The organism is Vibrio porteresiae DSM 19223, from assembly GCF_024347055.1.
GTDB classification, from domain to species: Bacteria; Pseudomonadota; Gammaproteobacteria; order Enterobacterales; family Vibrionaceae; genus Vibrio; species Vibrio porteresiae.
Genome location: NZ_AP024895.1, coordinates 3,408,150 through 3,430,500 on the forward strand (window position 1 = coordinate 3,408,150; position 22,351 = coordinate 3,430,500).

General features: G+C 40.8%; 20 protein-coding genes and 2 pseudogenes. 16 read left to right on the forward strand and 6 right to left on the reverse strand.

The window, feature by feature from the left end:
* Position 1 precedes the first annotated feature (1 nt).
* Genes gmtY through greB form a run of 4 tightly spaced genes read left to right on the forward strand, consistent with a single transcriptional unit; the run spans position 2 to position 6,394 of the window.
* Complete coding sequence (gene gmtY, locus OCV11_RS15590; RefSeq protein WP_261893950.1) at positions 2 to 1,297, forward strand: gamma-mobile-trio recombinase GmtY; 1,296 nt, start codon at positions 2 to 4, stop codon at positions 1,295 to 1,297.
* The gene (gene gmtZ / locus OCV11_RS15595) at positions 1,297 to 5,274 is read left to right on the forward strand and encodes a gamma-mobile-trio integrase GmtZ (protein ID WP_261893951.1); all 3,978 of its coding nucleotides are present in this window, start codon (positions 1,297 to 1,299) and stop codon (positions 5,272 to 5,274) included. The genes gmtY and gmtZ overlap by 1 nt, the downstream gene beginning before the upstream one ends.
* A 1-nt stretch (position 5,275) precedes the next feature.
* Entirely contained in the window at positions 5,276 to 5,899 is a 624-nt protein-coding gene (gene gmtX / locus OCV11_RS15600) for a gamma-mobile-trio protein GmtX (RefSeq protein ID WP_261893952.1), read from the forward strand.
* An 18-nt stretch (positions 5,900 to 5,917) separates the two neighbouring features.
* On the forward strand, positions 5,918 to 6,394 hold the full coding sequence (gene greB, locus OCV11_RS15605; protein WP_261893954.1) for a transcription elongation factor GreB: 477 nt from the start codon (positions 5,918 to 5,920) through the stop codon (positions 6,392 to 6,394).
* Positions 6,395 to 6,453: 59 nt separating this feature from the next.
* Here greB and OCV11_RS15610 read toward each other — a convergent pair whose 3' ends face one another.
* Positions 6,454 to 6,660 carry a helix-turn-helix domain-containing protein gene (locus OCV11_RS15610; protein ID WP_261893956.1) on the reverse strand — a complete coding sequence of 69 codons (207 nt, stop codon included), beginning with the start codon at positions 6,658 to 6,660 and terminating at the stop codon, positions 6,454 to 6,456.
* 92 nt (positions 6,661 to 6,752) lie between these two features.
* Between OCV11_RS15610 and OCV11_RS15615 the strand changes: the two genes are divergently transcribed.
* The 5 genes and pseudogenes from OCV11_RS15615 (at position 6,753) to OCV11_RS15635 (ending at position 11,443) form a co-directional block, all read left to right on the forward strand.
* Positions 6,753 to 7,295 (forward strand): phage tail tape measure protein, encoded by a 543-nt coding sequence (locus tag OCV11_RS15615; RefSeq protein ID WP_261893957.1) that lies wholly within the window; start codon positions 6,753 to 6,755, stop codon positions 7,293 to 7,295.
* Positions 7,289 to 7,759 (forward strand): annotated as a pseudogene (locus OCV11_RS15620) (DEAD/DEAH box helicase); the annotation flags it as partial. The gene OCV11_RS15615 and the pseudogene OCV11_RS15620, both read left to right, overlap by 7 nt.
* Before the next feature lie 1,265 nt (positions 7,760 to 9,024).
* Positions 9,025 to 9,801 (forward strand): hypothetical protein, encoded by a 777-nt coding sequence (locus OCV11_RS15625; protein WP_261893958.1) that lies wholly within the window; start codon positions 9,025 to 9,027, stop codon positions 9,799 to 9,801.
* Positions 9,802 to 9,813: 12 nt separating this feature from the next.
* Complete coding sequence (locus OCV11_RS15630) at positions 9,814 to 10,311, forward strand: ImmA/IrrE family metallo-endopeptidase (RefSeq protein WP_261893959.1); 498 nt, start codon at positions 9,814 to 9,816, stop codon at positions 10,309 to 10,311.
* A gap of 7 nt (positions 10,312 to 10,318) precedes the next feature.
* Entirely contained in the window at positions 10,319 to 11,443 is a 1,125-nt protein-coding gene (locus tag OCV11_RS15635) for a beta family protein (RefSeq protein ID WP_261893960.1), read from the forward strand.
* 24 nt (positions 11,444 to 11,467) lie between these two features.
* On the opposite strand, the gene OCV11_RS15640 is transcribed toward OCV11_RS15635, so the two are convergent.
* On the reverse strand, positions 11,468 to 12,163 hold the full coding sequence (locus OCV11_RS15640) for a sce7726 family protein (RefSeq protein WP_261893961.1): 696 nt from the start codon (positions 12,161 to 12,163) through the stop codon (positions 11,468 to 11,470).
* Between the two features lie 392 nt (positions 12,164 to 12,555).
* On the opposite strand from OCV11_RS15640, the gene OCV11_RS15645 reads away from it, so the two are divergent.
* From OCV11_RS15645 to OCV11_RS15670, 6 genes are all read left to right on the forward strand, one after another.
* A complete protein-coding gene (locus tag OCV11_RS15645; protein ID WP_261893962.1) occupies positions 12,556 to 13,578 on the forward strand; it encodes a hypothetical protein in 1,023 nt (340 codons plus the stop codon).
* A 4-nt stretch (positions 13,579 to 13,582) separates the two neighbouring features.
* Positions 13,583 to 14,047 carry a hypothetical protein gene (locus OCV11_RS15650; RefSeq protein ID WP_261893963.1) on the forward strand — a complete coding sequence of 155 codons (465 nt, stop codon included), beginning with the start codon at positions 13,583 to 13,585 and terminating at the stop codon, positions 14,045 to 14,047.
* A gap of 421 nt (positions 14,048 to 14,468) precedes the next feature.
* Positions 14,469 to 14,801 (forward strand): hypothetical protein, encoded by a 333-nt coding sequence (locus OCV11_RS15655; RefSeq protein ID WP_261893965.1) that lies wholly within the window; start codon positions 14,469 to 14,471, stop codon positions 14,799 to 14,801.
* Positions 14,798 to 15,064, forward strand: coding sequence for a hypothetical protein (locus OCV11_RS15660; protein ID WP_261893966.1), 267 nt, complete (start codon positions 14,798 to 14,800; stop codon positions 15,062 to 15,064). Before OCV11_RS15655 ends, OCV11_RS15660 begins: the two co-directional genes overlap by 4 nt.
* A 106-nt stretch (positions 15,065 to 15,170) precedes the next feature.
* A complete protein-coding gene (locus OCV11_RS15665) occupies positions 15,171 to 15,584 on the forward strand; it encodes a hypothetical protein (RefSeq protein WP_261893967.1) in 414 nt (137 codons plus the stop codon).
* A gap of 127 nt (positions 15,585 to 15,711) precedes the next feature.
* Positions 15,712 to 16,653 (forward strand): DUF6414 family protein, encoded by a 942-nt coding sequence (locus OCV11_RS15670; protein ID WP_261893968.1) that lies wholly within the window; start codon positions 15,712 to 15,714, stop codon positions 16,651 to 16,653.
* A 275-nt stretch (positions 16,654 to 16,928) separates the two neighbouring features.
* On the opposite strand, the pseudogene OCV11_RS15675 reads toward OCV11_RS15670, so the two are convergent.
* Together OCV11_RS15675 and OCV11_RS15680 are read right to left on the reverse strand one after the other, a co-directional pair.
* Positions 16,929 to 17,069 (reverse strand): annotated as a pseudogene (locus tag OCV11_RS15675) (transcription elongation factor GreB); the annotation flags it as partial.
* Between the two features lie 68 nt (positions 17,070 to 17,137).
* The gene (locus OCV11_RS15680) at positions 17,138 to 18,223 is read right to left on the reverse strand and encodes a GGDEF domain-containing protein (RefSeq protein ID WP_261893969.1); all 1,086 of its coding nucleotides are present in this window, start codon (positions 18,221 to 18,223) and stop codon (positions 17,138 to 17,140) included.
* A 304-nt stretch (positions 18,224 to 18,527) separates the two neighbouring features.
* Here OCV11_RS15680 and OCV11_RS15685 point away from each other — a divergent pair, with 304 nt between their 5' ends.
* Positions 18,528 to 20,849 (forward strand): Tex family protein, encoded by a 2,322-nt coding sequence (locus OCV11_RS15685; RefSeq protein ID WP_261893970.1) that lies wholly within the window; start codon positions 18,528 to 18,530, stop codon positions 20,847 to 20,849.
* 111 nt (positions 20,850 to 20,960) lie between these two features.
* On the opposite strand, the gene OCV11_RS15690 is transcribed toward OCV11_RS15685, so the two are convergent.
* On the reverse strand, positions 20,961 to 21,431 hold the full coding sequence (locus OCV11_RS15690) for an ATP-dependent Lon protease (protein ID WP_261893971.1): 471 nt from the start codon (positions 21,429 to 21,431) through the stop codon (positions 20,961 to 20,963).
* A 136-nt stretch (positions 21,432 to 21,567) separates the two neighbouring features.
* On the reverse strand, positions 21,568 to 22,338 hold the full coding sequence (gene bioH, locus OCV11_RS15695) for a pimeloyl-ACP methyl ester esterase BioH (protein WP_261893972.1): 771 nt from the start codon (positions 22,336 to 22,338) through the stop codon (positions 21,568 to 21,570).
* Positions 22,339 to 22,351 lie beyond the last annotated feature (13 nt).

Here is a 22,351-nt window from a genome sequence, read left to right on the forward strand (position 1 = left end):
AATGGCTTATACACTTAAAAGAAGAGTTTCTTATAAGGCTAGTGCGGCGTCTTTATCACATAACCTTCCTGCCATCTTCACTAAGAGTGGCTTGCTGATTTCTCATTTGAGGTACTTATATTCTAACCGAGGTAAATCACCATCTTGGATGGAGAGAAATACCTTTGCGGTAGAGCTTCTTTTAAAGTTTATAGAGCGCCAAGTATCAAACTTCTCATCAGCTACAGAGTTGCTCAGAGCGTTTGTTGAAGCATTACAGTTTGGAACAATTCAAGATGGGCAAGACAGCTCTGGGTTGTTCTGGTCGACTCGCAGAAATGAAGACGTAAATGTTCTTCTTCACCATATTACGGATTATTGCGACTACCTCGATACAGTTTATGGAACTGACTTGCCCAAGCTAAATCCCTTAAGGAAAGCAACTCATGCAGAAGAGCGTTTGCAATGGTGTGCTTACTACAGGAGGCACAGTCGTAGCTTTCTGAATCATTTAGCTAATCCATCCCGACAGCAATTCTCAGTTGTTAGAATGATTCGAGGGCCTGAGAGGCACCTAGTCGATATCGAAGCAGTATATCGCTTTCCAGAAAACCGAATTGAAGACTTACTGCTACATGGTTTTGTTTTTCCGTCAGGAGAACCGGATTATGCTAGCCAGTTGATTGTAATGTTGATGCATTTCGGTGGGTTGAGATTGTCGGAGTGTTTTCATATATATGTCCATGATGTGCATCTAGACCAGAAATCAGGCTCAGCTCTCATATCGGTTTTTCATCCTAGTGATGGACAGTCGCCAGATGAACGTTTCTGTAAACGAAATGAATACTTGGCTACCAAATACCGACTAAATCCAAGGAATGAGTATTCGAGAAGCCATAGACTATATGCTGGCTGGAAAGGACCTTTGCTTACAAATCGCAACCTATCCTTTGATGTGATGTTTTATCCAGCTAGTAAAGCTGTTGAATTTACTCTGGTACTACAAAAGTACCTTGCGACTAAACCCTCTTCAGAATCTCCGTTCCTTTTTGTTAACTCAAAAGGAAATCCAGAGAGTAAAAAAAATTTCTATCAGAAGCATAATAGAGCCGTTCGTCGAATTGGACTAGAACCATCCAAGTCATTAGGGACAACCCCACACGCTCATCGCCATTCCTACGGCTATAGATTAAGCCAAGGAGGTTTTTCTCAGCTAGAGATTCAAAAAGCGATGCACCATAAAAGCCCTGAGAGTTGCTTGGTTTATTTGAAACCTTCTGACGATGAGGTTCGTCGTCAAATGAGAGACACTCACTAATGAAAAAGTTTTACGCAACTATAAACCAAGCAAGTAAAGCGGCGATAAGATTGGGCATTCAATCGGCACAAGAATATAAGCAGCGTTACAAAGAAGATGAGCATCTTCCCGCGAATCCAAATACGCTTTATGCCGCTGACTGGGTTGATTGGTTTAGTTTTCTGGATAAAGCGAAGCGGTCTTTATATTCGACATACGCAGAGGCCAGCGAAGCCGCGATAGGATTGGGCATTCAATCGGCGCCAGAATATCAGCAGTATTACAAAAAAGATGAGCGTCTTCCCGCGAATCCAAATACGCTTTATGCCGCTAACTGGGTTGATTGGTTTAGTTTTCTGGATAAAGCGAAGCGGTCTTTCTATTCGACATACGCAGAGGCCAGCGAAGCCGCGATAGGATTGGGCATTCAATCAGCGCCAGAATATCAGCAGTATTACAAAAAAGATGAGCGTCTTCCCGCGAGTCCAAATATGCTTTATGCCGCTGACTGGGTTGATTGGTTTAGTTTTCTGGATAAAGCGAAGCGGTCTTTATATTCGACATACGCAGAGGCCAGCGAAGCTGCGATAGGATTGGGCATTCAATCGTTCCTAGAATATAAGCAGCGTTACAAAGAAGATGAGCGTCTTCCCGCGAGTCCAAATACGCTTTATGCCGCTGACTGGGTTGATTGGTTTAGTTTTCTGGATAAAGCGAAGCGGTCTTTATATTCGACATACGCAGAGGCCAGCGAAGCTGCGATAGGATTGGGCATTCAATCGTTACTAGAATATAAGCAGCGTTACAAAGAAGATGAGCGTCTTCCCGCGAGTCCAAATCAGGTTTATGCTGCTGACTGGGTTGATTGGTTTAGTTTTCTGGATAAAGATAAGCGGTCTTTCTATTCGACATACGCAGAGGCCAGCGAAGCAGCAATAGGGCTGGGTATTCAATCGTCGCCAGAATATAAGCAGCGTTACAAAGAAGATGAATGTCTTCCCGCAAATCCAAATCAAATTTATGCCGCTGACTGGGTTGATTGGTTTAGTTTTCTGGATAAAGCGCAGCGGTCTCTCTATTCGACATACGCAGAGGCAAGCGAAGCAGCGATAGGATTGGGCATTCAATCGTCCCATGAATATAAGCAGCGTTACAAAGAAGATGAACGTCTTCCCGCAAATCCAAGTCAGGTTTATGCCGCTGACTGGGTTGATTGGATTCACTTCTTATTGCCCAGAGATATATCTAATCTAAAACAGTTCAAAACAGCATGTGCGATTCTAAGAATCAAAGACTCATCTCAATACAGAGTTACACAAAAGAACTATCCTCAATTACCCTCCAAGCCTGAAAAAAGAATACCTGACTGGAGCAATTGGTATGACGCTCTCGATATACCAAGGCTTTATGGATATGACGAACTAGCAGCTTTGGTTCAAAGCAAAGGAGTTTGCAGCCTTGCAGAGTATGCGAAACTTCGAGCTGAATCCAATGATCCTAGAATGCCAGCAAAACCAGAAGAGAATTATCAAGGAAAGGGTTGGACTAACACCTTTGACTTCTGGGGAGTTAAACGACCGTATCAAGTGAAATACTTTACTGATGAATGGTCTTTGTGGGCGGCGACGATAAAAGAGTTTCTCAAGTCTGCACGTGGCGGAGATACCAAAGCGAAAGACTTATGTGAATTTGTTCGTGAATACATTGAGCCAAATGGTTTTGAAACATCCCCGTTGGAGTTTCTCACACGTGGCTCGACAAACATTCAACCAATGCTGAATCTGTTTGAACAAGTTCCAGTGACACGAAGAAAAAAATGGGCGTTTTCAATCAATGAGTTCTTAGATTGGATTATCTCTAGTTATCTTATTTTGGAAGACACAGAGACCGGAGAAATTACTCACATCAAGGACGCCAAAAACCCATTTAGTCACATTAATTTTAATGGAGAAACTGCGCCTCAAGTTGTCAATGAAACAGATAAGATGGCTCTGCCTTATCAATATGTAAAAGCAGGGCGAGAGTGGATATTTCCATTAGACTCCGTAGAGAAAAAGCTAAATTATTGGGATTTAGCTCATTTGCATCCTTTTTCATCAGACTGGGTGCAGATCAACGATAGCTCTCTCCTAGATAAAAACGACCCTGATTGCGTTTTCAAAGTTGAAAATGGGAAAACCTATCTTTGGTTTCCAACATACTGGACCTATACGTACTCACTCATGCAACTCCCTGCAAGAGGGATGCAAATCGTCTATTGCGACTCTGGGGAGGCAGATCAAGAACTCGCCGACTTTAAGAACAATAAAGTCGTTTGGAAGAAAAATAGGACTATGTTAGCTGGCCTAACCAATCGTCAGAGCATGGTGAGTAAGTCAGGGCAAGGAGAGTTCGGTGTCCATTATACATCCAACAAAACTAAGTTTGATGGTTCAGGCTACACTATTCCCTTCATGCCCATAGAACTGGCATATTGGTTGGTAAAGCTTAGAAAGTGGCAACAGAAATATAATCCACTAAAGGAGCCAACGAAATGGCTTGATTGTGAGCGCACCAATCTAAACGAAGTTCAGCGTAAGCAAAAAGGGGCGAATTGCTTTTTATTCCGCGACTATCTAGAAAAAGAGCCAGGCACATTTAGTGGCAGACTAGCGACACGGCTTGCTGCTGCACTATATTTTTCTGCCAAGAATGATATTACAACGGCTACCTACAAAGGATTAAAATACAATCAATCGATGAAAGAATTGGAAAATAGTCAAACGATACCACTTTCACGCTTTAAATCCCCTTACACTCCACACTCAATGCGCGTCAGTTTGATCAATGCTTACGCGTATGAGTTCGGCATTCCTTTGGAAGTCATAATGAAATTGGTCGGCCATTCCAGCATCATAATGACCATCTACTATACCAAGAGCGATAAAACAGGCAGCAACTTACGAGAGAAAATGGAGTTGGGTGAAAAGGAGGCGATGAGCAAAGCAACGCAAACGCTCAAATCCTTTGTGGAACAGCAGAGAATTGAAGAAGTTAAATCACAGTTAGTAGGTTCATCTTTGGATCTACTAAGTTCACTCGACAATGCTCGCCCGGCCTCTAGCTATTTATGGAAAGACTTTGGTATCTGCCCTGTAGGAGGTGCTTTTTGTTCAGAGGGGGGCATTCCTGTAGCTACCAAAGCCAACATATATCACTCTGTACCAGCAGGTTATTTGGGTGAGCAGAACTGTTTTCAGTGTCGATTTTTTATTACCGGCCCTGCTTTTTTGGTTGGACTTACTGCCATATTCAATGAGATAAGCCTAGCCGTAAACACGCAATCTATACGTTACACTTCTCTTGAGCAGGAGATTGATAATATTGCAGAAAAGATAGATGTCATTGATCACCAACTTTACAAAATAAAAGCGGATAGCTCAGAGAAGTCTGCTCTGGAGTCTGATAGACGTAAGTTAGTTGGACAACGTATGCACTTGAACTCGGCAATTGAAACACGAGCGAAGAAGCTAGATTTGTACCTTTCAGACATGAACGCAATTCACCGACATATACATAATTGTCAAACTCTTATGCGTAACCCTAAAGAAAACACGGAGAATCACTATCAGCTTATTGTTCCGCATGAATTCACATTAGGTGTAGAGTTGGATGAAGTAAGCAATTTTCATCAACTATCAGAAGTGTGTTCGAATGCAGAGCTGTACCACAGCTGTAGCGACGACTTAGCGGTAACAAGACGCTCCCAAATGATCGACAAAATGATGGTCGAAAACGGTATTCAGCCGCAACTTTTTTTACTGTCAGAAGCAGAGCAACTCTTAGTGGGGAACCAGTTAACAGAGTTGATGCTGGCAAGGTTGAAAGGCTGGGAGAACGTCGACCGTCTTATGGATGGGAGTTTGACTTTAAAGGACCTATCGATAGATAACAATTTTGATGAAAAGACTATTCGAGAATTGTTTGAGAAGTCGAAACCACTAAAAAGGATCGGTTAGCATGTCAACAATTACTCCTGATCAAGTTCTGAATCAACTAAAAAAGAAAGCCTCACCTCGAGTACAAAACTCACTAGAGGCAGTGTTCACCATATGCAAGGAACAACAAGAACGTGGATTGAATGACTTTAGCTATTCCACGATAGCCCGCCTTGGAAAAGGGCGAGGAGTTCCTGCGGCACAAAGTATCCGAAACAAAACCGGTGAATCGTACCGAACCTTAATTGAAAGCTTCAACTCTTCAACAAAAGACCAACCAAAGCCAGCACGAAACACCTCAAAAGGTAAGATGCACGCTTGGATAGATGAATTAGAAGACCCAGTAGTTAAACTTCAAGCCAACATTCTCTATGCGCAAAAAAAAGAAGCAGAACGACTACTTAATGAAATAGTGCCAATCAACCAGGTCATTGAAGTGTTCGATAACGTCGATGTCTCTGTTGCGTCGATTAAGCTCACTGAGCTGGAAAGAAGCGCATTGGAGTACCTCATTTCTAGTGAGTTTTTACGTAGACATCAATTGGAGGTTGGAAAAAATGGCAGTATAGTTTCGAGTGATACTCAAAAGTCTTTTTTCCGTGTTGCAACCATCGATGCAATCAAAAAGGCGCTAAAAAACTTATAGATAACTTGGACTGTAGAAGTGAAAACAAAACTAATCACCAGAGAAGGTTACAACAAACTGAAAGCTGAACATGACCACTTATGGAATGAAAAACGACCTGAAATTACTAAAATTGTAACTTGGGCTGCAAGCTTAGGTGACCGCTCTGAGAATGCTGATTACACCTTCAATAAGCGTTTACTTCGCCAGATAGATAGGCGAGTCCGGTTTCTAAGAAAGTTTTTACCTGAAGTAACCGTTGTTGATTACTCTCCTCAACAAGAAGGTAAAGTGTTTTTCGGAGCCTGGGTCGAAATTGAAAATGAATCCGGTGATGTGATGAAATTTCGTATTGTTGGTCCAGAAGAAATCTATGGGGGCGCTAAAAATTATATATCTATTGATTCCCCAATGGCGCGAGCGCTCTTGAAGAAAGAAGTTGATGACGAGTTTACCGTTCAGACTCCTGATGGGGATAAAGAATGGTTTATCAACTCAATTACATACGAAAAATAAACTTGATTGGTTAATCTCGAATACAATCCAAAGTGCTGAAATAGAGCTGTTTATTGCTATTACGGCAACAAATCACGCACATCGCAACCAAGAATACTTGCCAACTGGTACGCTTTTTCCAGTGTAATATTGACCTCCCCTCTTTCTATTCGACCGACATAACTTCGGTCGATGTCTGCTGAATTAGCAAGCTTATCTTGGGATAGACCTTTGTCTTTACGCATTGCTCGTAAGTTTGCGCCGAATTTGATTGCTAAGTCTTTCATTTTTACAGGTTCTCAAAATGAAAGACTATCCTTTATTGCGGATCATATAACCACGGACTATAATCCGCATTTTGCTTTGAATTTGAACCCTTATGATGAATAAAACACTACTTAATGAATATATCTATACCCTACTCATAGAAAAGGGACTTGATGGGTTTACAGTGCCCTATTTACGGGATGAACTATTAGAAATAACAGGAGAGTTCAAAGACGTCGTAGAAGCGCGTAAATTTCTTTACCGTCATCTACTACAGTTAGAGCAAAAAGGATTGCTTCAGACCAAAGGTCAAGGACGCAAAAAAACCTATCACAAATCAGAACTGTTCAAAACGACTAAATTTAAACCTAAAAGACGAAAGTCACAAAAGATAGAAGCAGTAGAAAAAAGTCATAATAAGACTCTTAGTCTCGATGAACTCGTTTGGGAAAGACGAAAATATGAAGCTGAATTAGCGATAGCTTTAGCCGAGATTGAGGAATTTCAACTATTGTCTGAAAGGTTACCATCCCAGAAATCATCACTATTAAGACTTTCAGAAGAAACTAGAGAAAAATCTGTCAGATATCTTGCCAAGATTAATGTGCTTAATCAGGCCCTAAAGCTTAGTACTTATGTGGACATAAAATGTTAAGGCTATGGCAAAAAGATTGTGTTGAATTGGCTTTAGAAAAGTATCTCGCGGGACATTCACATTTTCAGGTTCAGGTTACTCCTGGGGCTGGGAAAACGGTAACGGCAGCAGAAATAGCCAAAAGATTGTATGACCTAGACAAAATAGACTTAGTTCTCTGTTTTTCTCCATCACTAACGATCGCTGAAGGTATCAAAAATACCTTTTCATGGCGATTGGGATGCTCTTTTACCGGATGGCTAGGTTCAATAGGTGGATCGTTTACTTATCAAAGTATGAAATACCTTAGAAAAAGCTTTTGGGAAACGATGAAAAAACACCGTGTACTGGTCGTGTTTGATGAAATTCATCACTGCTCAGGTGATGAAGTTGACAATGCCAATGTATGGGGAAAACAGATTCTGAGAAAGATTCAAGGAATTACTGCGTTTACATTGTCATTATCCGGTACGCCATGGCGGTCTGTAGTGGTCAACAAAAGATAAAAACTGATATTGGGAAGATACAGCTTAGTTGGGATAAAGAACGTTCGGAAAAACAGTCAACCATATCAGTATACTCAGCTTCTTCTGGGCAGTTGAACTTAGGGAATTTCAGAGAGCGTGTAATCGCTGCATTTCTTTAAAAAATACATATTTATATAAAATTCAACACATTATATTTTGATTGATATGCTCCATATCGGTCTTAGCCACTTTCGTTTCAGTCTGCTCTGGCTGAAACGTATTTGTTCCAAAATGAGCTAGCTAGTTAACTACCTTACTGCGATAGGTTAATTTTATTGTATTTTTTTAACCTATAGCTCCAATTAGGTTAATTGAGACAACCTATTTAGAGCCATGGGTAAATGTGCAAGCCATTAGATACCAAGTCTTTGTCGAGTAGACGACACCTGTTACCAGGTGTCGCCCCTCCAAGAACCCAGCGTGCAACTTTCACCGCACTAGGCTCAAGCCTTCACGAAGGCACCGATTGGCACCTAGCAACTTATAAAGCAGCCAGAGCAGGCTCATACCAAGAGTTACGGCATTGTTTCTTTGATTTTCTCTTAGCCAAGTTGACTTCGCCTAGCGCGAAGCTGCCCCTATTCAATTTAGAGTTAATGCTTATCACAGTCCTGATGATGTAGGTTTGACTAAATTTTTATAATAAACCAATATGCCCTTGATTGAGTATGTAAGATTGTTTTGGGTTTACTGGTTGCTCAGCAACCGTTCATATTACACATTATGTAATTAAAGCTAATGTACTTAGGCCGATAGGGGTAATAGGTGGGGGCCTGACAAGCCTCATGATGATTGTTGGCTCTGTAGCCCTTTTGTTGTTTGTGTTGCGTTACGTAAGTATTAGATTGGTTCCATCGGATCAAGACAGCATCAAGGAGGTGTCTATGGATAAAACATTAAAAGCTCGTACTCGTATTTTTTTAAGCTCGGTTTTTGAAAGTATATGGGCTACAGGAGTCGGGGTCATTGCAGGACACCTATCCGCCTAAGTACATTATTTATAACAGTGCGTATCAATTGCCCTCTGACAAACCTAAGTATTGTTGAGAATCGTACCTTGTATAGATATGAACGACTCACACATCATAGATTTAGCAATTGATTACATCTTATTGATTTGTAAAAGTGCAACAATTGGAATTGCTCAACAAGCATCCTCTCAATTCGGTAGTACATTATATGCTGAGCAACCTTATCAAATAACGGCTTAGAGTGACTGGACTTTGTCAATTAACGATAAACAACTCAAATTAGCACGAGCAGCAGCCTTTTGGGGGCTATTCATTGCAGTATTCTCTGTATCTTCAAACGCTAGCGAACCAAAGCCAGAGATAGATACCTATCAAAATAGTTCAGTATCTATCGCAGTAAGTGAATTAGCCGAGATCAAAGCAACTTTAAGTAAACAGGAAAAATCAATTAAGCAGCTAATCGATAAGCAGCAAAGCAATGAAGAAAAATATGCCCCGAAAGTTAGGGTAGAGTCACTAGAAAAGTCTTTGGGAGCAGTCACCTCAGAGAAAGCCCAACCCAAGGAAGAAACTCGATTAGAACTCCGATTGGAATCTATTGAGTCATCTCTGAATTCGATGTCAGACAAAGACGACTACTTTACTTACGCAGATATGGCAGCTGTTGCTATTACGTGCGTAGCAGTATTACTAACTATTGTTGGTTTGGTGATTGCAGGTCTTGCTTTCTGGGGGTATAGAGAGATTAAAGAGCTGACAAAAACTAGCGCATCTAAAGAAGCCCAATCTGTGGCAAAACAAACAATGGAAGAAATGATTAATGGTGTAGCAAAGAGTGAACTTGAAAAACTGATAAATGACGGAAAGTTGCAAAATACCTTGCAGGATGCTGTAGATATGATTCTGCGAAATGACCCGAACAACAGCGAGAAGAAGCGTACAGAAGAACTACTTAGTGAGTTAGATTTTGACGAGTCAGAGTTTGATGGCACTGAAAGCGATGAAAACTTCGATGGTGACAAAAGATAGAAGGTAAAACACATGACAAAGTCATTAGAGTGGAAGAGAATTACAGAAAGCCAAAGAAAAGTAATTTTGGATTCCCATGGTAGTTACCCCATTGCAGTTGGTAAGTTAGCGAAAAGCTTTGGCATAATATTAAAGAAAGCAACACTAGAAGGAAACTTAGCTGGCGAAATTAAAGAAGTAGATGGAATTGTAACGGTTCGTGTAAACAGCCATGATGTAAAGGCAAGACAACGTTATACAATAGCCCATGAAATAGCTCACTTCCTTCTCCATCGTAAGTATCTAAGTGATGGTATTCAAGATACACCCTTATACCGATCCCATTTATCAAACCAAATTGAACGCGAAGCAGATGCACTAGCTGCTGATATTCTAATGCCCATGAAAATTGTACAGGCTCTCATGGACGAGAATTCCAAAGAGTATAAAGGTGAACGACTTTATGAAGTTGTTGCCGACAGTTTAGAAGTATCGAAGATTGCATTAAAGATCAGACTTGGTGTTGAGTAAGAATCTAATGATAGATAAAGCGTATAATTACCTTCCTATACTAGCTATTAGCACAGCAGAAATGAGTGCACTTGAGAAGTTACCAGATAAAGATAAGAATCTCTTATTGCCGATATTTCCACTAAAAGGCTGGGTTAGTTCTAAAACTCTTGATAAAACAATTTCTAGAATTGGAGTGTCTATAGGGTCACGCCCATGGATTGCTGATATTGACAGCGATTTTGTCTTTAATAATAAAAAATACTTAGCTGATCCTGATAGTCAAAGACCAGTATTCAAAGAAGTGCATGAACTACTTGATCCGACAAATGGTTATGAAAACTGGGTTCATTACATTACAGAGTTAGATGATGTTGTCATCCCCACTTTACAGACCCATGATGTTGAACAAATAGGCAAACAAATTAAATCACTAACGGATTTAGCTCGTGGGTTGGTTGTACGTCTAAAAATTAAAAAAGATCCCACAGATAGAATTAACACCATTCTCAGATCCCTTATCGAAAATAAAGTTAAGGATTTACTAATTTTGCTGGATTTTGAAGATATCATGCGCAGTGATGTTCTTCAGAGCGAACAATATGGAATGTTGGTTTCTAGGCTCAGCAAGTTGCTTCCACATGCGATATTCGCAACCTCTGCATCCTCGTTTCCCTCAAGCTTTAGTGGTTCATATAGAGGTGAGTTACCGATCTACGAAAGGCAGTTACACACGGCAGTTTGTAACTTATGTGAAGGAGTTAGGGTTATTTACTCTGACCGAGGGAGTGCCAGAGCAAACAAAACTAATGGCGGTGGAGGTATTCCGCCAGCAAGAATAGATTACCCTCTTAGAAACGATTGGCGATATGTACGGAAAGAGTTTCAAGACTCCAATAATGTAACAGAACTAGAAAAGCACACTCTTTACAAAGAGGCTGCCACAGAAATTGTAGAAAGTGATTACTGGAATCCGAGTCTACGATTGTGGGGAGTGCAAATGATTGAAAAAACTGTAGAGTTTCGCGATGAGTACTGTATAACTTCTGCAAATAGAGCTACTGCTGTTAGGATTAATATTCACCTGTACCAACAACTGCATTACTTGTCTAACTTTGACGCACTTGATACTGAGGAGGATTGGGAAGACTAGTTGTAACTATGGAATTAGCTAGGACTAGCTTAGAGGCAATTCAAATAGATTCTTGTTTAAGTCTTCAAGAATGTCAGATAAATCTCGACTAGTGGGCTCTTTTGGGTTGAGAGATAAGGTTGATAAATCACTATTTTTAACTTTTCTGTGTTTCACATTGTTGAAAAACAGACTTACCCCATCAGAGTAACGACGGAAAAGTGCTTTAAATGCAGCCTCTCTCAATTTAGTTGTAGGTAGATTAGAAACAACCTTTGACAGTTCGTGCCTGCTTTTTGTCTCATAGAGCAAACCAAAGCCATTAGAAACTTTAATTAAATCAGTAACTCTCATAAGGTCTATAAAGATCGATTTATCTTTTATTTTTACCTTTTTACCTCGACGTACAACCTTCAACCTTCCCCCATTGAACTCCCATAGAGCAACAGACTCAGGTAAAAGCTCCAAGGCGTGAGCCAAGTGTTTTGTAGCTACGACCACAATGACTTTATCGAACACTTTTAGATATTCTTTTACTTGACCATTAAGGCGATTCAAAGTGTCAAATTCACTCTTAATTTCAATACCATAAATCTCATTATTCTTAATAAAAGCTAAATCAACACGTCTTGAAAAAGTGCCGTATGTAAACTCGTTAATGACCAAACTGTCAGGTGTAACCATTTGTTTTTCCAGTAAATAGTTTAAAACAAATGATTTAATGTCAATCTCTAGTCCCATTGCACTTTCAGCAACTTTATCGGTTAATTCATACGTACATGATATCACAAAGCTACTTTTTTTCTGTAGCCTTGCGCTCAAGTATTTTATTCTGTTCCTCAAGGTTTGCCATACGCTAGCTTATACGATTTTTGCGAAATAACTAAAATGACAAACGCGTTTCTGTCCACTTTCGTTTCAGCCAGCTCTGGCTGAAACGTTTTTGCCCCATTATCATGCAGAGCCGGAAGTCACTCACATATTGTTAATGTAATTATCCAATACCTGATCTTATGCAGAACGGGATTACATACCTGTCATGAAATGAAACTTAGCTAATATCATTCAGTTTTATATTGCAATGAGGTATATTAATCTAGACACTCGTATACACAGCACAAAAGGGAATACCGATGAAGCTTCGTTATTTTGGCTACTATTTGCGTGAGTTTGATTCTCAAGAAGCCTTTCTCTACAACATCAAACCGATTATTGACGCATTTGTTAGCTCAAATAACATTGAACTAAAAAACAGCTTCAAACGTGGTGATGAAAAGCTGTACTTAACCAAGATCGCAGCTCAAAAGAACCTGTACTATTTTGTGCGTACTAGCGATGATGACATCATTAAGCGAGTGAACGAGCAAGATATTACCGTTAGTGAGATCTCAGAGAATCTTGCCGCTAATGAAAAGGTCGCTTTTGCTTCATACGTGTATATCTGCACTGAACGACAGGTGATTGCTTGTGCAAGTGGGATGAGTTGCCCAAGGTTTGATGATTTAGCAGACTACATTAATGAGATGTTCAAGAAGGTTGGTCTAAATAAGTATGAAGTGACTTTGGGCGCACTAACTACGATTAGTAGCAAAAAAGACCTACTGGAAATGGAAGTAGTGAATAGCATCTATATTGATGTTGCTGCAGATAGGGATATTAGCAAATACCTATGTAAGAAACTGACTGGTTCAGAATCAGCAGGATTGGGGAACTTGCGCATTACTATAGAACCGTCTGGTTCTAACATGCGCGACGTATTCCACAATATTGTTCACAGACACGACACAACAGGTAAGAGTAACAACACTGACGGCATAGTGCAGATTGGGGCAAAAGCCAAGCATGATGAGTTTAAAGGGCAACTGATGGATCACTGGTTAGATAATGAAAATAACCTCACAGATTCCCTGAATCCGAAAGCGAAGCGTAGAAAACTACCTGACCAGATTTGTGAAAAGTTCGATGAAAACAAGCAGCTATTGCCTTTGTTTGATGCCTATGTATCAAACAATCGCCTCAAAGAGAAAAGCGTTCCTTTACTTGAGCAATATAAAGAGGTAAAACCGTTCGCCACAAAAGTTAGTAAAGTTGATATCTCAAAAGAAGCTGACAACGATGATAACGTGGTTCCTCTAGAGGATACAGAAAAGGCTTAATGTCATGACCAATACAGAGATTGCAAGCGTTAAGAAGCTGATATGGCTAACACCGTTAATTGGTGTAGCTATTGGTTTCGCATACCTTGTAATCAAGCATTATGCTGATTGGTCAGTCGGCTTTAAAGAAGTAAGAACCCTAGCAACAGTCGTTGCTGGTTTCAGTTTTACAATGATGGGGTTTCTTGCTGCGATAGCCGCATTCCTGTTCTCGCTTCAGAAGTATCGCTTTTTCAAACGTTGGATTCAGGACGGTTATTCGGAAATATTCTTTACTTTGTTCAAAGTATCATTTGTTTGTTTATTCGTTACTTTCGGGTGCAGCCTGTTTGTTTTTACGTCCCAAGCTGTAGGATTCGCCTTCAAGCTTATGATGATGTCAGTTATTAACAATATCTTGCAGCTGGGCGTTGTTACTTTGGTGATTATGGACAAAGTAGCGAAAGCCAGAGAAAGCGAATCATCATAAAGAAAAGGTCGGTTTACACCAGATTTGACCGTAGCTCCATTTGAGTATCAAACTCACGTATTTTACCTTACCCAAACTCAAGCAATCCTAAGCAAACGGCTTTTGTCCATCAACGTGTAAGCTTAATCTTAGCTGGCACGAAAATGCCCCAAAATCATCCAGAACTCAATTCCAGACCACTTTCTTAAGTCAGTTCTTGACCTATATATACTAATAGCAGACTATGAGCCTAGTTGAGCACTTATGATTATGCAGACATGTTCTGCAATTTATGAGTAGAAAGAATCATAAGACCTATAGAACAGTATGTTGCTGCTATCGCGTCTATATTTTCTGAAAATATGATAAAGACACTGTTAGATTACAGGAGATTAGCTTAAATATGGAGTGTGTCTTAAAATCGCCTAAGATTAGGTTGGCTGTGACATTATTTCTCACGATTGTGATAGGAGTTTTTTCTAGCTTATTTGCTACAGAAATAACACCAAATGGGATTGTTGAATGGAATAGAACATTTAAGACGTATTCTTTTTGGATATTGATAATATTAAGTATCATTTGGTTATGGATACATATTAATTTGATGGAGTATGATAATAGTATATTGGCTTTTTCTGATGATGAATATTGTAAGGCTTACATGAGAAAAGCTCAGCTTGAAGCATATGTATTAAATATTAAAGAAAATCCCAAAGAAGTAAATACTATGGAGTTGAATGAATTTAAATCAAAGTTGGAAGGATATAAAAAATGAGTGTTTTGGTTTCCAGTAAATTTGCCGATGAGTTACGTGGTTATAAACTAGATTCGCAAGTTTCTGAAATTTTCAGTTTATTAGAAAACATGGATTATAATAGTCCTTCGCAAATGCATAACGTAAAGATTATAGACGGTGAAAAACAGTCAATATATGTTTTAAAACATAAAAACTGGAGGGTTTTCTTTACTAAACAAGAAAATGACATTGTATTATTAAGCATCACAGATAGTAAAGTGATAAGACATTTCAATGGATAAATATAGTATTCTTGGTTTTAAGTTACTTAATTATTGCAATGTTGGTATTTATGCACCATTGAATTATACGTGATAGGGAACATCCTTGAATGGAGTAGCATTGAATATGGAAAATAAAAAAGTAAAATGGCTGATTTACACTGTTCTAGTGGGGCTGATTCCTATCCTATCAAGGATATTTGTCTGGAGTGTCACTGAGGTTGGGGTAGTCAGTTTAATAATGCCAGCAGACTTTATTGCTTTTGGTTTAATTTTACATATTTCTAATATCAATGAAATTGAACATCTAACAGATGATGAAAAATCGTGGAAAACTATTCAAAATGGAACCTCTATAGCCTTCATTGCTTTTTATAGCGTTTTATTTTCATTGATAATGATAAGTGAGAGTATTCCAAACTTGATAGACATGGGAGCAATCAAATTTTGCACTATAGGTTTATCTGTGGTCTCTTTTTTAATTAGTTTTTCTGTATTCCATAGAATTTCGAAAATTGCAGCTAATGAGGTAACAGTATAATGGTTACTACAATTATAATTGCATTAACTTTGGTTATGGTCTTTGTTGGTATTTCCACTGTTGTCTGGTCAATAATTAATACAAGAAATAAATTTTACGAAGAATACAAGGCAAGGAATAAAAATAAATGATAAAGAATTTTATATACTTAGACGAAGATAAAATGTATTCATTATCATCTCAAATATTTGAAGGGATAACTGAATATGTTTTAAATGAAAGCTCTTCAGATAATCAAGAAAGTGAGACTCAAAAAGGCCCAGTAGGAAGTGGTAAGGTTTTAGCTGATGTAATTATTTCAAGTAGTAAGGCAACTGAGAAAAAGTTTTTTCATGACTACTCATTTACATTATTTGAAAATCATCTAATGGAGCAAGGCCGGGTTTTAGATCTAACAAGTGCAACACTTTCTTTAGAAGATCTTAAAGCATCCATTACTGACTTTTCTTTTATAAAAACAAAAGCTAAGTCAACATTTAATGATGTGAATAAAATAACTGAGTTATTTTCCGAGTTTAATACGATTGGTGAAGCACTAGCACATATGGGAGCATTTTCCCGAATTAACGAACTAACTTCCGAGCTTGCATTGTTGAAGAAGCAAACACCAGATAGGAATAAAAGATCCCAACTCGAAGCTGAGTATAAGAAACTAACTAACCTCAAAGAATTAGCTAAAGCTGGCAGCCTTTATCAAGATCAAAAGTTTTTAGATAACTTAAGTTTATTAACTAAATATGGTTTTTCGGATCAATTTGAAATAACGCAACCTATCGGCGAGGCACTTTTTACTTCATGTTTAAAACGTGATTTTCTGAGGGAGAGTGAGGATATATTAGTTAAAAAATATTCTCGAAAAACTGAAAAGAAAGTTGTTATCTTCGGAATAATATCTCAAGCATTTTCAGGTAATGAAATGGAATTAGATGAAAAAGGTAAAGATTATTCAAACATGAAGGCTGCACTGTTAAACCTTGTCGATCATTTAACTAACATTGAACATTCTATTTCCGGAAAGCAAGAAAATGAAGTCGTCATTGATCCCATAGCCGTCTACTTTGAAGTGTAATGCCTATAACAACCGATCAATGTATCAGCATACTTTTCCTAACCTGACAGAAACTCTTTAATGCGATTGTTCTAAACGGTTTCTGTCCATTTCCGAGTTAAATTATGGATTTTCTGCCTGTGATCACCAAGCGATTCTGTCGTACCTTGGCCGTGGTTAATTGTGTTTTGTTTAAGTGAAAATAGTACATATGAATAGTATACATACTATTCATATGTACTGTTTAATTAGTTGATTAGGTATATTTAGTATGTTTTTTATACTTCTAAAGCCATATCTGCATTTTCAGAGCGATCTCCTAGACTGGCCGCCCAAGTCACTATTTTGGTGACTTCAGGACGCTGCTCATTCCACAGGTAATCGTGTTCTTCTTTGAGTTTATTGTAGCCCTCACGGGTGATCAGTTTGGTTTTCACTGACATCTCTCACTGCTCACTGGAAATATAGAGCGACGTTATCGCTTTTAGTCTCAATTTTCTAGTGGTTAGGTCAGGCATAACTCTTCAAAACGTGGGCTGCACACCACTTGGTTACGGCCACCGTGTTTGGCGCAGTAAAGGTTATTGTCAGCAATATCGAGCCGCTGAACAAAGGAGCTTCCCTCTTCACTGTAACAGATACCAATACTGGTCGTGATTTGGCTGCCTTCATGACAAGTCAAACGACTGATAGCACGTCGCAAACGTTCGGCAAGCTGCCATACCTGCGCTGGACGAGCATCGAGGGTAACCACCAAAAATTCTTCGCCACCCCAGCGCCCCACGACATCATGGTCAGCCGTCAGCGATTTTAACGTGTGGGCAAAGTCCACCAGCACTTGGTCACCCGCTGAATGTCCATATTGATCATTAATCCGTTTAAAGTGGTCAATATCAAGCATCAAAATAGCGTAACGGCTCGAATCGATACTCTTTTCGTCATGCACATCACGCATTGCGCGCTCAATACCTCTTCTATTCAATAGGTTAGTCAGTGGGTCAACCTGAATATAGTACTCTAGTGCGACAGCACGCGCCTGATGGCTATTGTTATCAACCCTTAATTTCAACGCCGTCCCTAGCAGCACAACATAGGCAAGATGGGCAATGCCAATATTCATCACCACCCCCATCGTGTCCTCTAAAGAATAATGAGAACGCAAAGCGATAAAGTGCCCCACGATGGTCAACACAAAAACCACTATGGTAGTGGGCACCGCTTTTTTCACTTCTAAGAACAGATAGGCAATGACGTAGTTAAGGCCAAGCCACTGAGCCGCATTAGAAAACAGCCCATTAACACCGAGATGATGCCAAATACTGGTACTGATAAGATAAGAAGAAACAACGACATAAGCCATAAAGTGCAATGACTGAGGGTTAAACCACTGGGTATAGGTCAGCAGATAAATCACACCGAAGAGCACTATGCAGATAGGATAAGCCCACGCATCAAAATGAACGATAATGCCGCTGGTTTCATCCACTGTCCAAATAGCCGCAAAACAAAATATCGCAAACATCAAGAGTCGTCTGAACAGCACTGGAGAAAGTGGTGAATAAGTCGTAATAGGCGAATCCAGATTTTCCATAGAGAGCATCTCTGGTTAAAAAAGTAGCAATCACATTTCTAGGCGGCGCATTATACTGATATTCACGATGAATAACTCCGAACTTGTTGAAATAACACTCACTTTTGTTTTGGTGTCTCATAAATACGGCGCAGCTATTCATTGTTGAGACAAATACAACCCCACTGAATGTAAAAGCTTTGCAAGAGGTGATAAATCTGAGTTATTCAACACAAATTCCCCCTCAATCCCTTTTTAACCCTAGAAAAACAGGCTAAAAAGCCCCATACATACAACTTGAATTCCCTATCAAAGAGTTACACGGATGAGCCAAGCTATCTGTAAATTGATTGCTCAAGAGCTACAAGTTCGCCCTGAGCAAGTTATTGCTGCTGTACAACTGATCGACGACGGCAACACGGTTCCTTTCATTGCTCGTTATCGTAAAGAGGTAACGGGTGGCCTAGACGACACCCAATTGCGTACTTTGGACAGCCGTCTTTCCTATCTAAGAGAGCTCGATGATCGTCGCCAAACCATTCTTAAATCCATCTCAGACCAAGGTAAGTTAACCCCTGAGCTGGAAAAAGAGATTCTAGAAACCGACAGCAAAACCCGTCTAGAAGATCTCTATTTACCTTATAAACCTAAACGTCGCACCAAAGGCCAAATAGCCATTGAAGCGGGGTTGGAACCATTAGCCGACACGTTGTGGAATAATCCACAAACCGATCCTGAGCAAGAAGCGGCTAAGTTCTTTAATACTGAGCACAATATTCTAGATACCAAGGCAGCTCTCGATGGCGCGCGCGCTATCATCATGGAGCGCATTGCTGAAGATGCAAACCTTCTGGAAACCCTACGCCAATATCTCACCCGTAATGCTGAGCTGGTTTCAAAAGTGATTCCCGGTAAAGAACAAGAAGGCGAGAAATTCAAAGATTACTTTGAGCAACGTGAGCAAATCGCCAAAGTACCCTCTCACCGTGCTTTAGCGATGCTACGTGGCCGTAATGAAGGCTTCTTAACCCTCACAATGAATGCCGATCCCGGTCAAGAAGAGTCGAGCCGCGAGTCATACTGTGAAAGCTTAATTGCCCAGCACTACAATATTCATCTCAACAACGCTCCCGCTGATAGCTGGCGCAAACAGACCATCAGTTGGGCATGGCGCATTAAAGTCGCTATGCACATGGAAACTGAACTAATGAGCGCAATGAAAGAACGCGCCGAGATCGAAGCCATTGATGTGTTTGCCACCAACCTAAAAGATCTTTTGATGGCAGCACCTGCTGGTCCGAAAGCCACGCTGGGGCTTGACCCAGGTCTGCGTACGGGTTGTAAGGTCGCAGTGGTTGATGCCACTGGTAAAGTGCTGGCGACCGACACCATTTACCCTCATGCACCACACAAGAAATATGACCAAGCGATGCAATCTGTAGCGAAATTGATCAAACAGTTTGATGTGGATTTGATTGCCATTGGTAATGGTACAGCTTCTCGCGAAACCGATGCCTTTGCGGCTGACCTTATCAAGCGTGCTGGTCTGAAAATTCAGAAAGTCACCGTGAGTGAAGCAGGCGCTTCCGTTTACTCCGCTTCCGAGTTGGCTGCGAAAGAATTTCCTAATATGGATGTGTCGCTGCGTGGCGCAGTTTCGATTGCTCGTCGTCTGCAAGACCCTCTAGCTGAGCTGGTAAAAATTGATCCTAAATCGATTGGAGTGGGCCAATACCAACACGATGTAAGTCAATCTTTGCTCTCTAAACGCCTTGATGCGGTCGTGGAAGACTGTGTAAACGCCGTGGGTGTTGACTTAAATACCGCCTCTCCAGCGCTATTAACACGCGTTGCGGGGCTTTCTACTACTCTGGCGCAAAACATTGTCGATTACCGCGATGAAAATGGTCGCTTCCAATCTCGTGCAGAATTGAAAAAAGTGGCACGTTTGGGGCCAAAAGCATTTGAACAGTGTGCTGGTTTCCTACGCATTATGGACGGTAAAAACCCGCTTGATGCCTCCGCAGTTCACCCTGAAGCTTATCCAGTAGTGAAGAACATTGCCGAGAAGAACCACAAAGAGCTACAAACTCTGATTGGTAATAGCGATTTTCTGCGCCAATTACGCGCTGTTGATTACACCGATGAGCACTTTGGTGTGCCAACCGTGACAGACATCATCAAAGAGTTGGACAAACCGGGTCGTGACCCTCGCCCAGAGTTCAAAACCGCCACGTTCGCTGATGGCGTGACTGAGATGAAAGACCTCGAAGTGGGAATGATCTTGGAAGGTGTGGTTTCAAACGTGGCAAACTTTGGTGCCTTTGTCGATATCGGCGTTCACCAAGATGGTCTAGTGCATATTTCAGCTCTGACCGATCGCTTCATCTCTGACCCACGTGAAGTGGTCAAAGCGGGCGATATCGTCAAAGTAAAAGTGATGGAAGTGGATGTGCAGCGTAAACGTATTGGCCTATCCATGCGCCTAACCGATGAGCCGGGACAAGATAATCGAGCATCAAGTCAAACTCGCTCAACAGCGCCTAAATCATCTGAGCAGCGTCAGAATAAACGCCACGACAACCATAGCGACAATGGTGCAATGAGCGGTGCTTTCGCCGCTGCCTTTGCTAAAGCCAAGCGCTAACCGTTCAAGTTTAGATAAAGCAAACCAATTGCTCGATAAAAAAAGCCCCACGCATCGACGTGGGGTTTTGTTTGCTAATCTAAGAAAAGAGCGTGGCAGATACCCTTTTCACTACAAGACAGCAATCACTTCTGATGGCGTATTCGGTGCCACAGCATGACCGTAATGGAATTTAATCACGGTTCGCCTTCGAGCCATTTTGCCTTCAGTAATCACCGCATCAATGATCCGTCTTGGCAAACGAAACCGCATCGCATAGCCCTTACCCTGGCTTTCACTGTAAGAAGAGAGGGCCAACAGACCAAACAATCTATCCAGTTCACTCTTTGGTTCCTCGTGATGAGAAGCCAGAGTCTCAGACTCTTCAGCTGTTTCATAACTCGGATGCTCCGAAGGATCCCAAGATGGACGTCGTCTACGTTTCTCATCCTCTTTTATCTTACGTTCAGCGTTGGCTTTTGCTAACTCTTCAGGAGGCAATACAGGCTCTCTGACCCGATTATCTCTTGCCACCTGCTCCGTCTGCACATTCACTGATGGGGCGATAAGTGGCACGTTGACATTGGTCGGTGACACAATCATAGCTGATACCTCCTCAGCATCGCCCTACTCTTCGGAGTCACCTCCTATTGAGTTAGTTTATATATCGACCAATGAATAAAAAAGATGAGTCATTAGAAGGAAATAATTTAGGCGTTCTTAATACTGATTATGTGTATTAATACTGATGCACAAAGTCGATCAGACGATCGCAGAATGGCTCCAGTTCTGTCATAAAAGGCGCATGAGAAGAGTGCATGAATACCGTTTTATGACTGCGCGGATAGAGCACATCCAACTCGTCAGCCACTTTAACCGGCACTAACCCATCTAAGCGACCATACATACGAAGGAACGGTTGTTTAACCTGTTTTAAGGGTTCACGAACATCAACATCAGCAAGAATCTTTAGTCCAGCTAGCAAAGCTTCTTGATTAGGCTCAGGCCTGGTCAGTACCGATTTTTTCAACAGTTTCACATCTTGACGTGCTGACGGGCTGCCCATCGCTTGCAAAGCCATAAAACGATCCACCGTGCCATGAAAATCTTGCATCAGTTGCTCGGTAAAGTTATCGAGTACTTGGGGCTGAATACCTCGCCAAGGACGCTCGGCGGCAAATTTAGGAGAAGAAGCGACCGTTACTAACTGGCTCACATAGTCAGGGTGATGAATAGCAATATGAGAAGCAACTAAACCACCTAATGACCAACCAACCCACACGGCATTTTTGGGGGCTTGCTGCAAAACCGCTAACGCTATGCTCTCCAAATCAAAAGCCGGTGCGTTGGCACTCAAACCATACCCAGGTAAATCCACCACGTGCACGCGAACATAACGACTTAATACTTCTGCAGTTTGTTGCCATACAGCACCGTTCATTCCCCAACCATGCAGCAATACTACATCCTGTCCTGTCCCTGACACCTGCCAGTACAACTCTGTGCTCATTCGCAAATTCTCC

Bases quoted from the DNA above. Each gene is read 5' to 3' on its own strand.
- gmtY (WP_261893950.1), top strand. From the start codon at position 2: ATGGCTTATACACTTAAAAGAAGAGTTTCTTATAAGGCTAGTGCGGCG.
- gmtZ (WP_261893951.1), top strand. From the start codon at position 1,297: ATGAAAAAGTTTTACGCAACTATAAACCAAGCAAGTAAAGCGGCGATA.
- gmtX (WP_261893952.1), top strand. From the start codon at position 5,276: ATGTCAACAATTACTCCTGATCAAGTTCTGAATCAACTAAAAAAGAAA.
- OCV11_RS15610 (WP_261893956.1), bottom strand. From the start codon at position 6,660: ATGAAAGACTTAGCAATCAAATTCGGCGCAAACTTACGAGCAATGCGT.
- OCV11_RS15615 (WP_261893957.1), top strand. From the start codon at position 6,753: ATGATGAATAAAACACTACTTAATGAATATATCTATACCCTACTCATA.
- OCV11_RS15630 (WP_261893959.1), top strand. From the start codon at position 9,814: ATGACAAAGTCATTAGAGTGGAAGAGAATTACAGAAAGCCAAAGAAAA.
- OCV11_RS15635 (WP_261893960.1), top strand. From the start codon at position 10,319: ATGATAGATAAAGCGTATAATTACCTTCCTATACTAGCTATTAGCACA.
- OCV11_RS15640 (WP_261893961.1), bottom strand. From the start codon at position 12,163: ATGGGACTAGAGATTGACATTAAATCATTTGTTTTAAACTATTTACTG.
- OCV11_RS15645 (WP_261893962.1), top strand. From the start codon at position 12,556: ATGAAGCTTCGTTATTTTGGCTACTATTTGCGTGAGTTTGATTCTCAA.
- OCV11_RS15650 (WP_261893963.1), top strand. From the start codon at position 13,583: ATGACCAATACAGAGATTGCAAGCGTTAAGAAGCTGATATGGCTAACA.
- OCV11_RS15660 (WP_261893966.1), top strand. From the start codon at position 14,798: ATGAGTGTTTTGGTTTCCAGTAAATTTGCCGATGAGTTACGTGGTTAT.
- OCV11_RS15665 (WP_261893967.1), top strand. From the start codon at position 15,171: ATGGAAAATAAAAAAGTAAAATGGCTGATTTACACTGTTCTAGTGGGG.
- OCV11_RS15670 (WP_261893968.1), top strand. From the start codon at position 15,712: ATGATAAAGAATTTTATATACTTAGACGAAGATAAAATGTATTCATTA.
- OCV11_RS15680 (WP_261893969.1), bottom strand. From the start codon at position 18,223: ATGGAAAATCTGGATTCGCCTATTACGACTTATTCACCACTTTCTCCA.
- OCV11_RS15685 (WP_261893970.1), top strand. From the start codon at position 18,528: ATGAGCCAAGCTATCTGTAAATTGATTGCTCAAGAGCTACAAGTTCGC.
- OCV11_RS15690 (WP_261893971.1), bottom strand. From the start codon at position 21,431: ATGATTGTGTCACCGACCAATGTCAACGTGCCACTTATCGCCCCATCA.
- bioH (WP_261893972.1), bottom strand. From the start codon at position 22,338: ATGAGCACAGAGTTGTACTGGCAGGTGTCAGGGACAGGACAGGATGTA.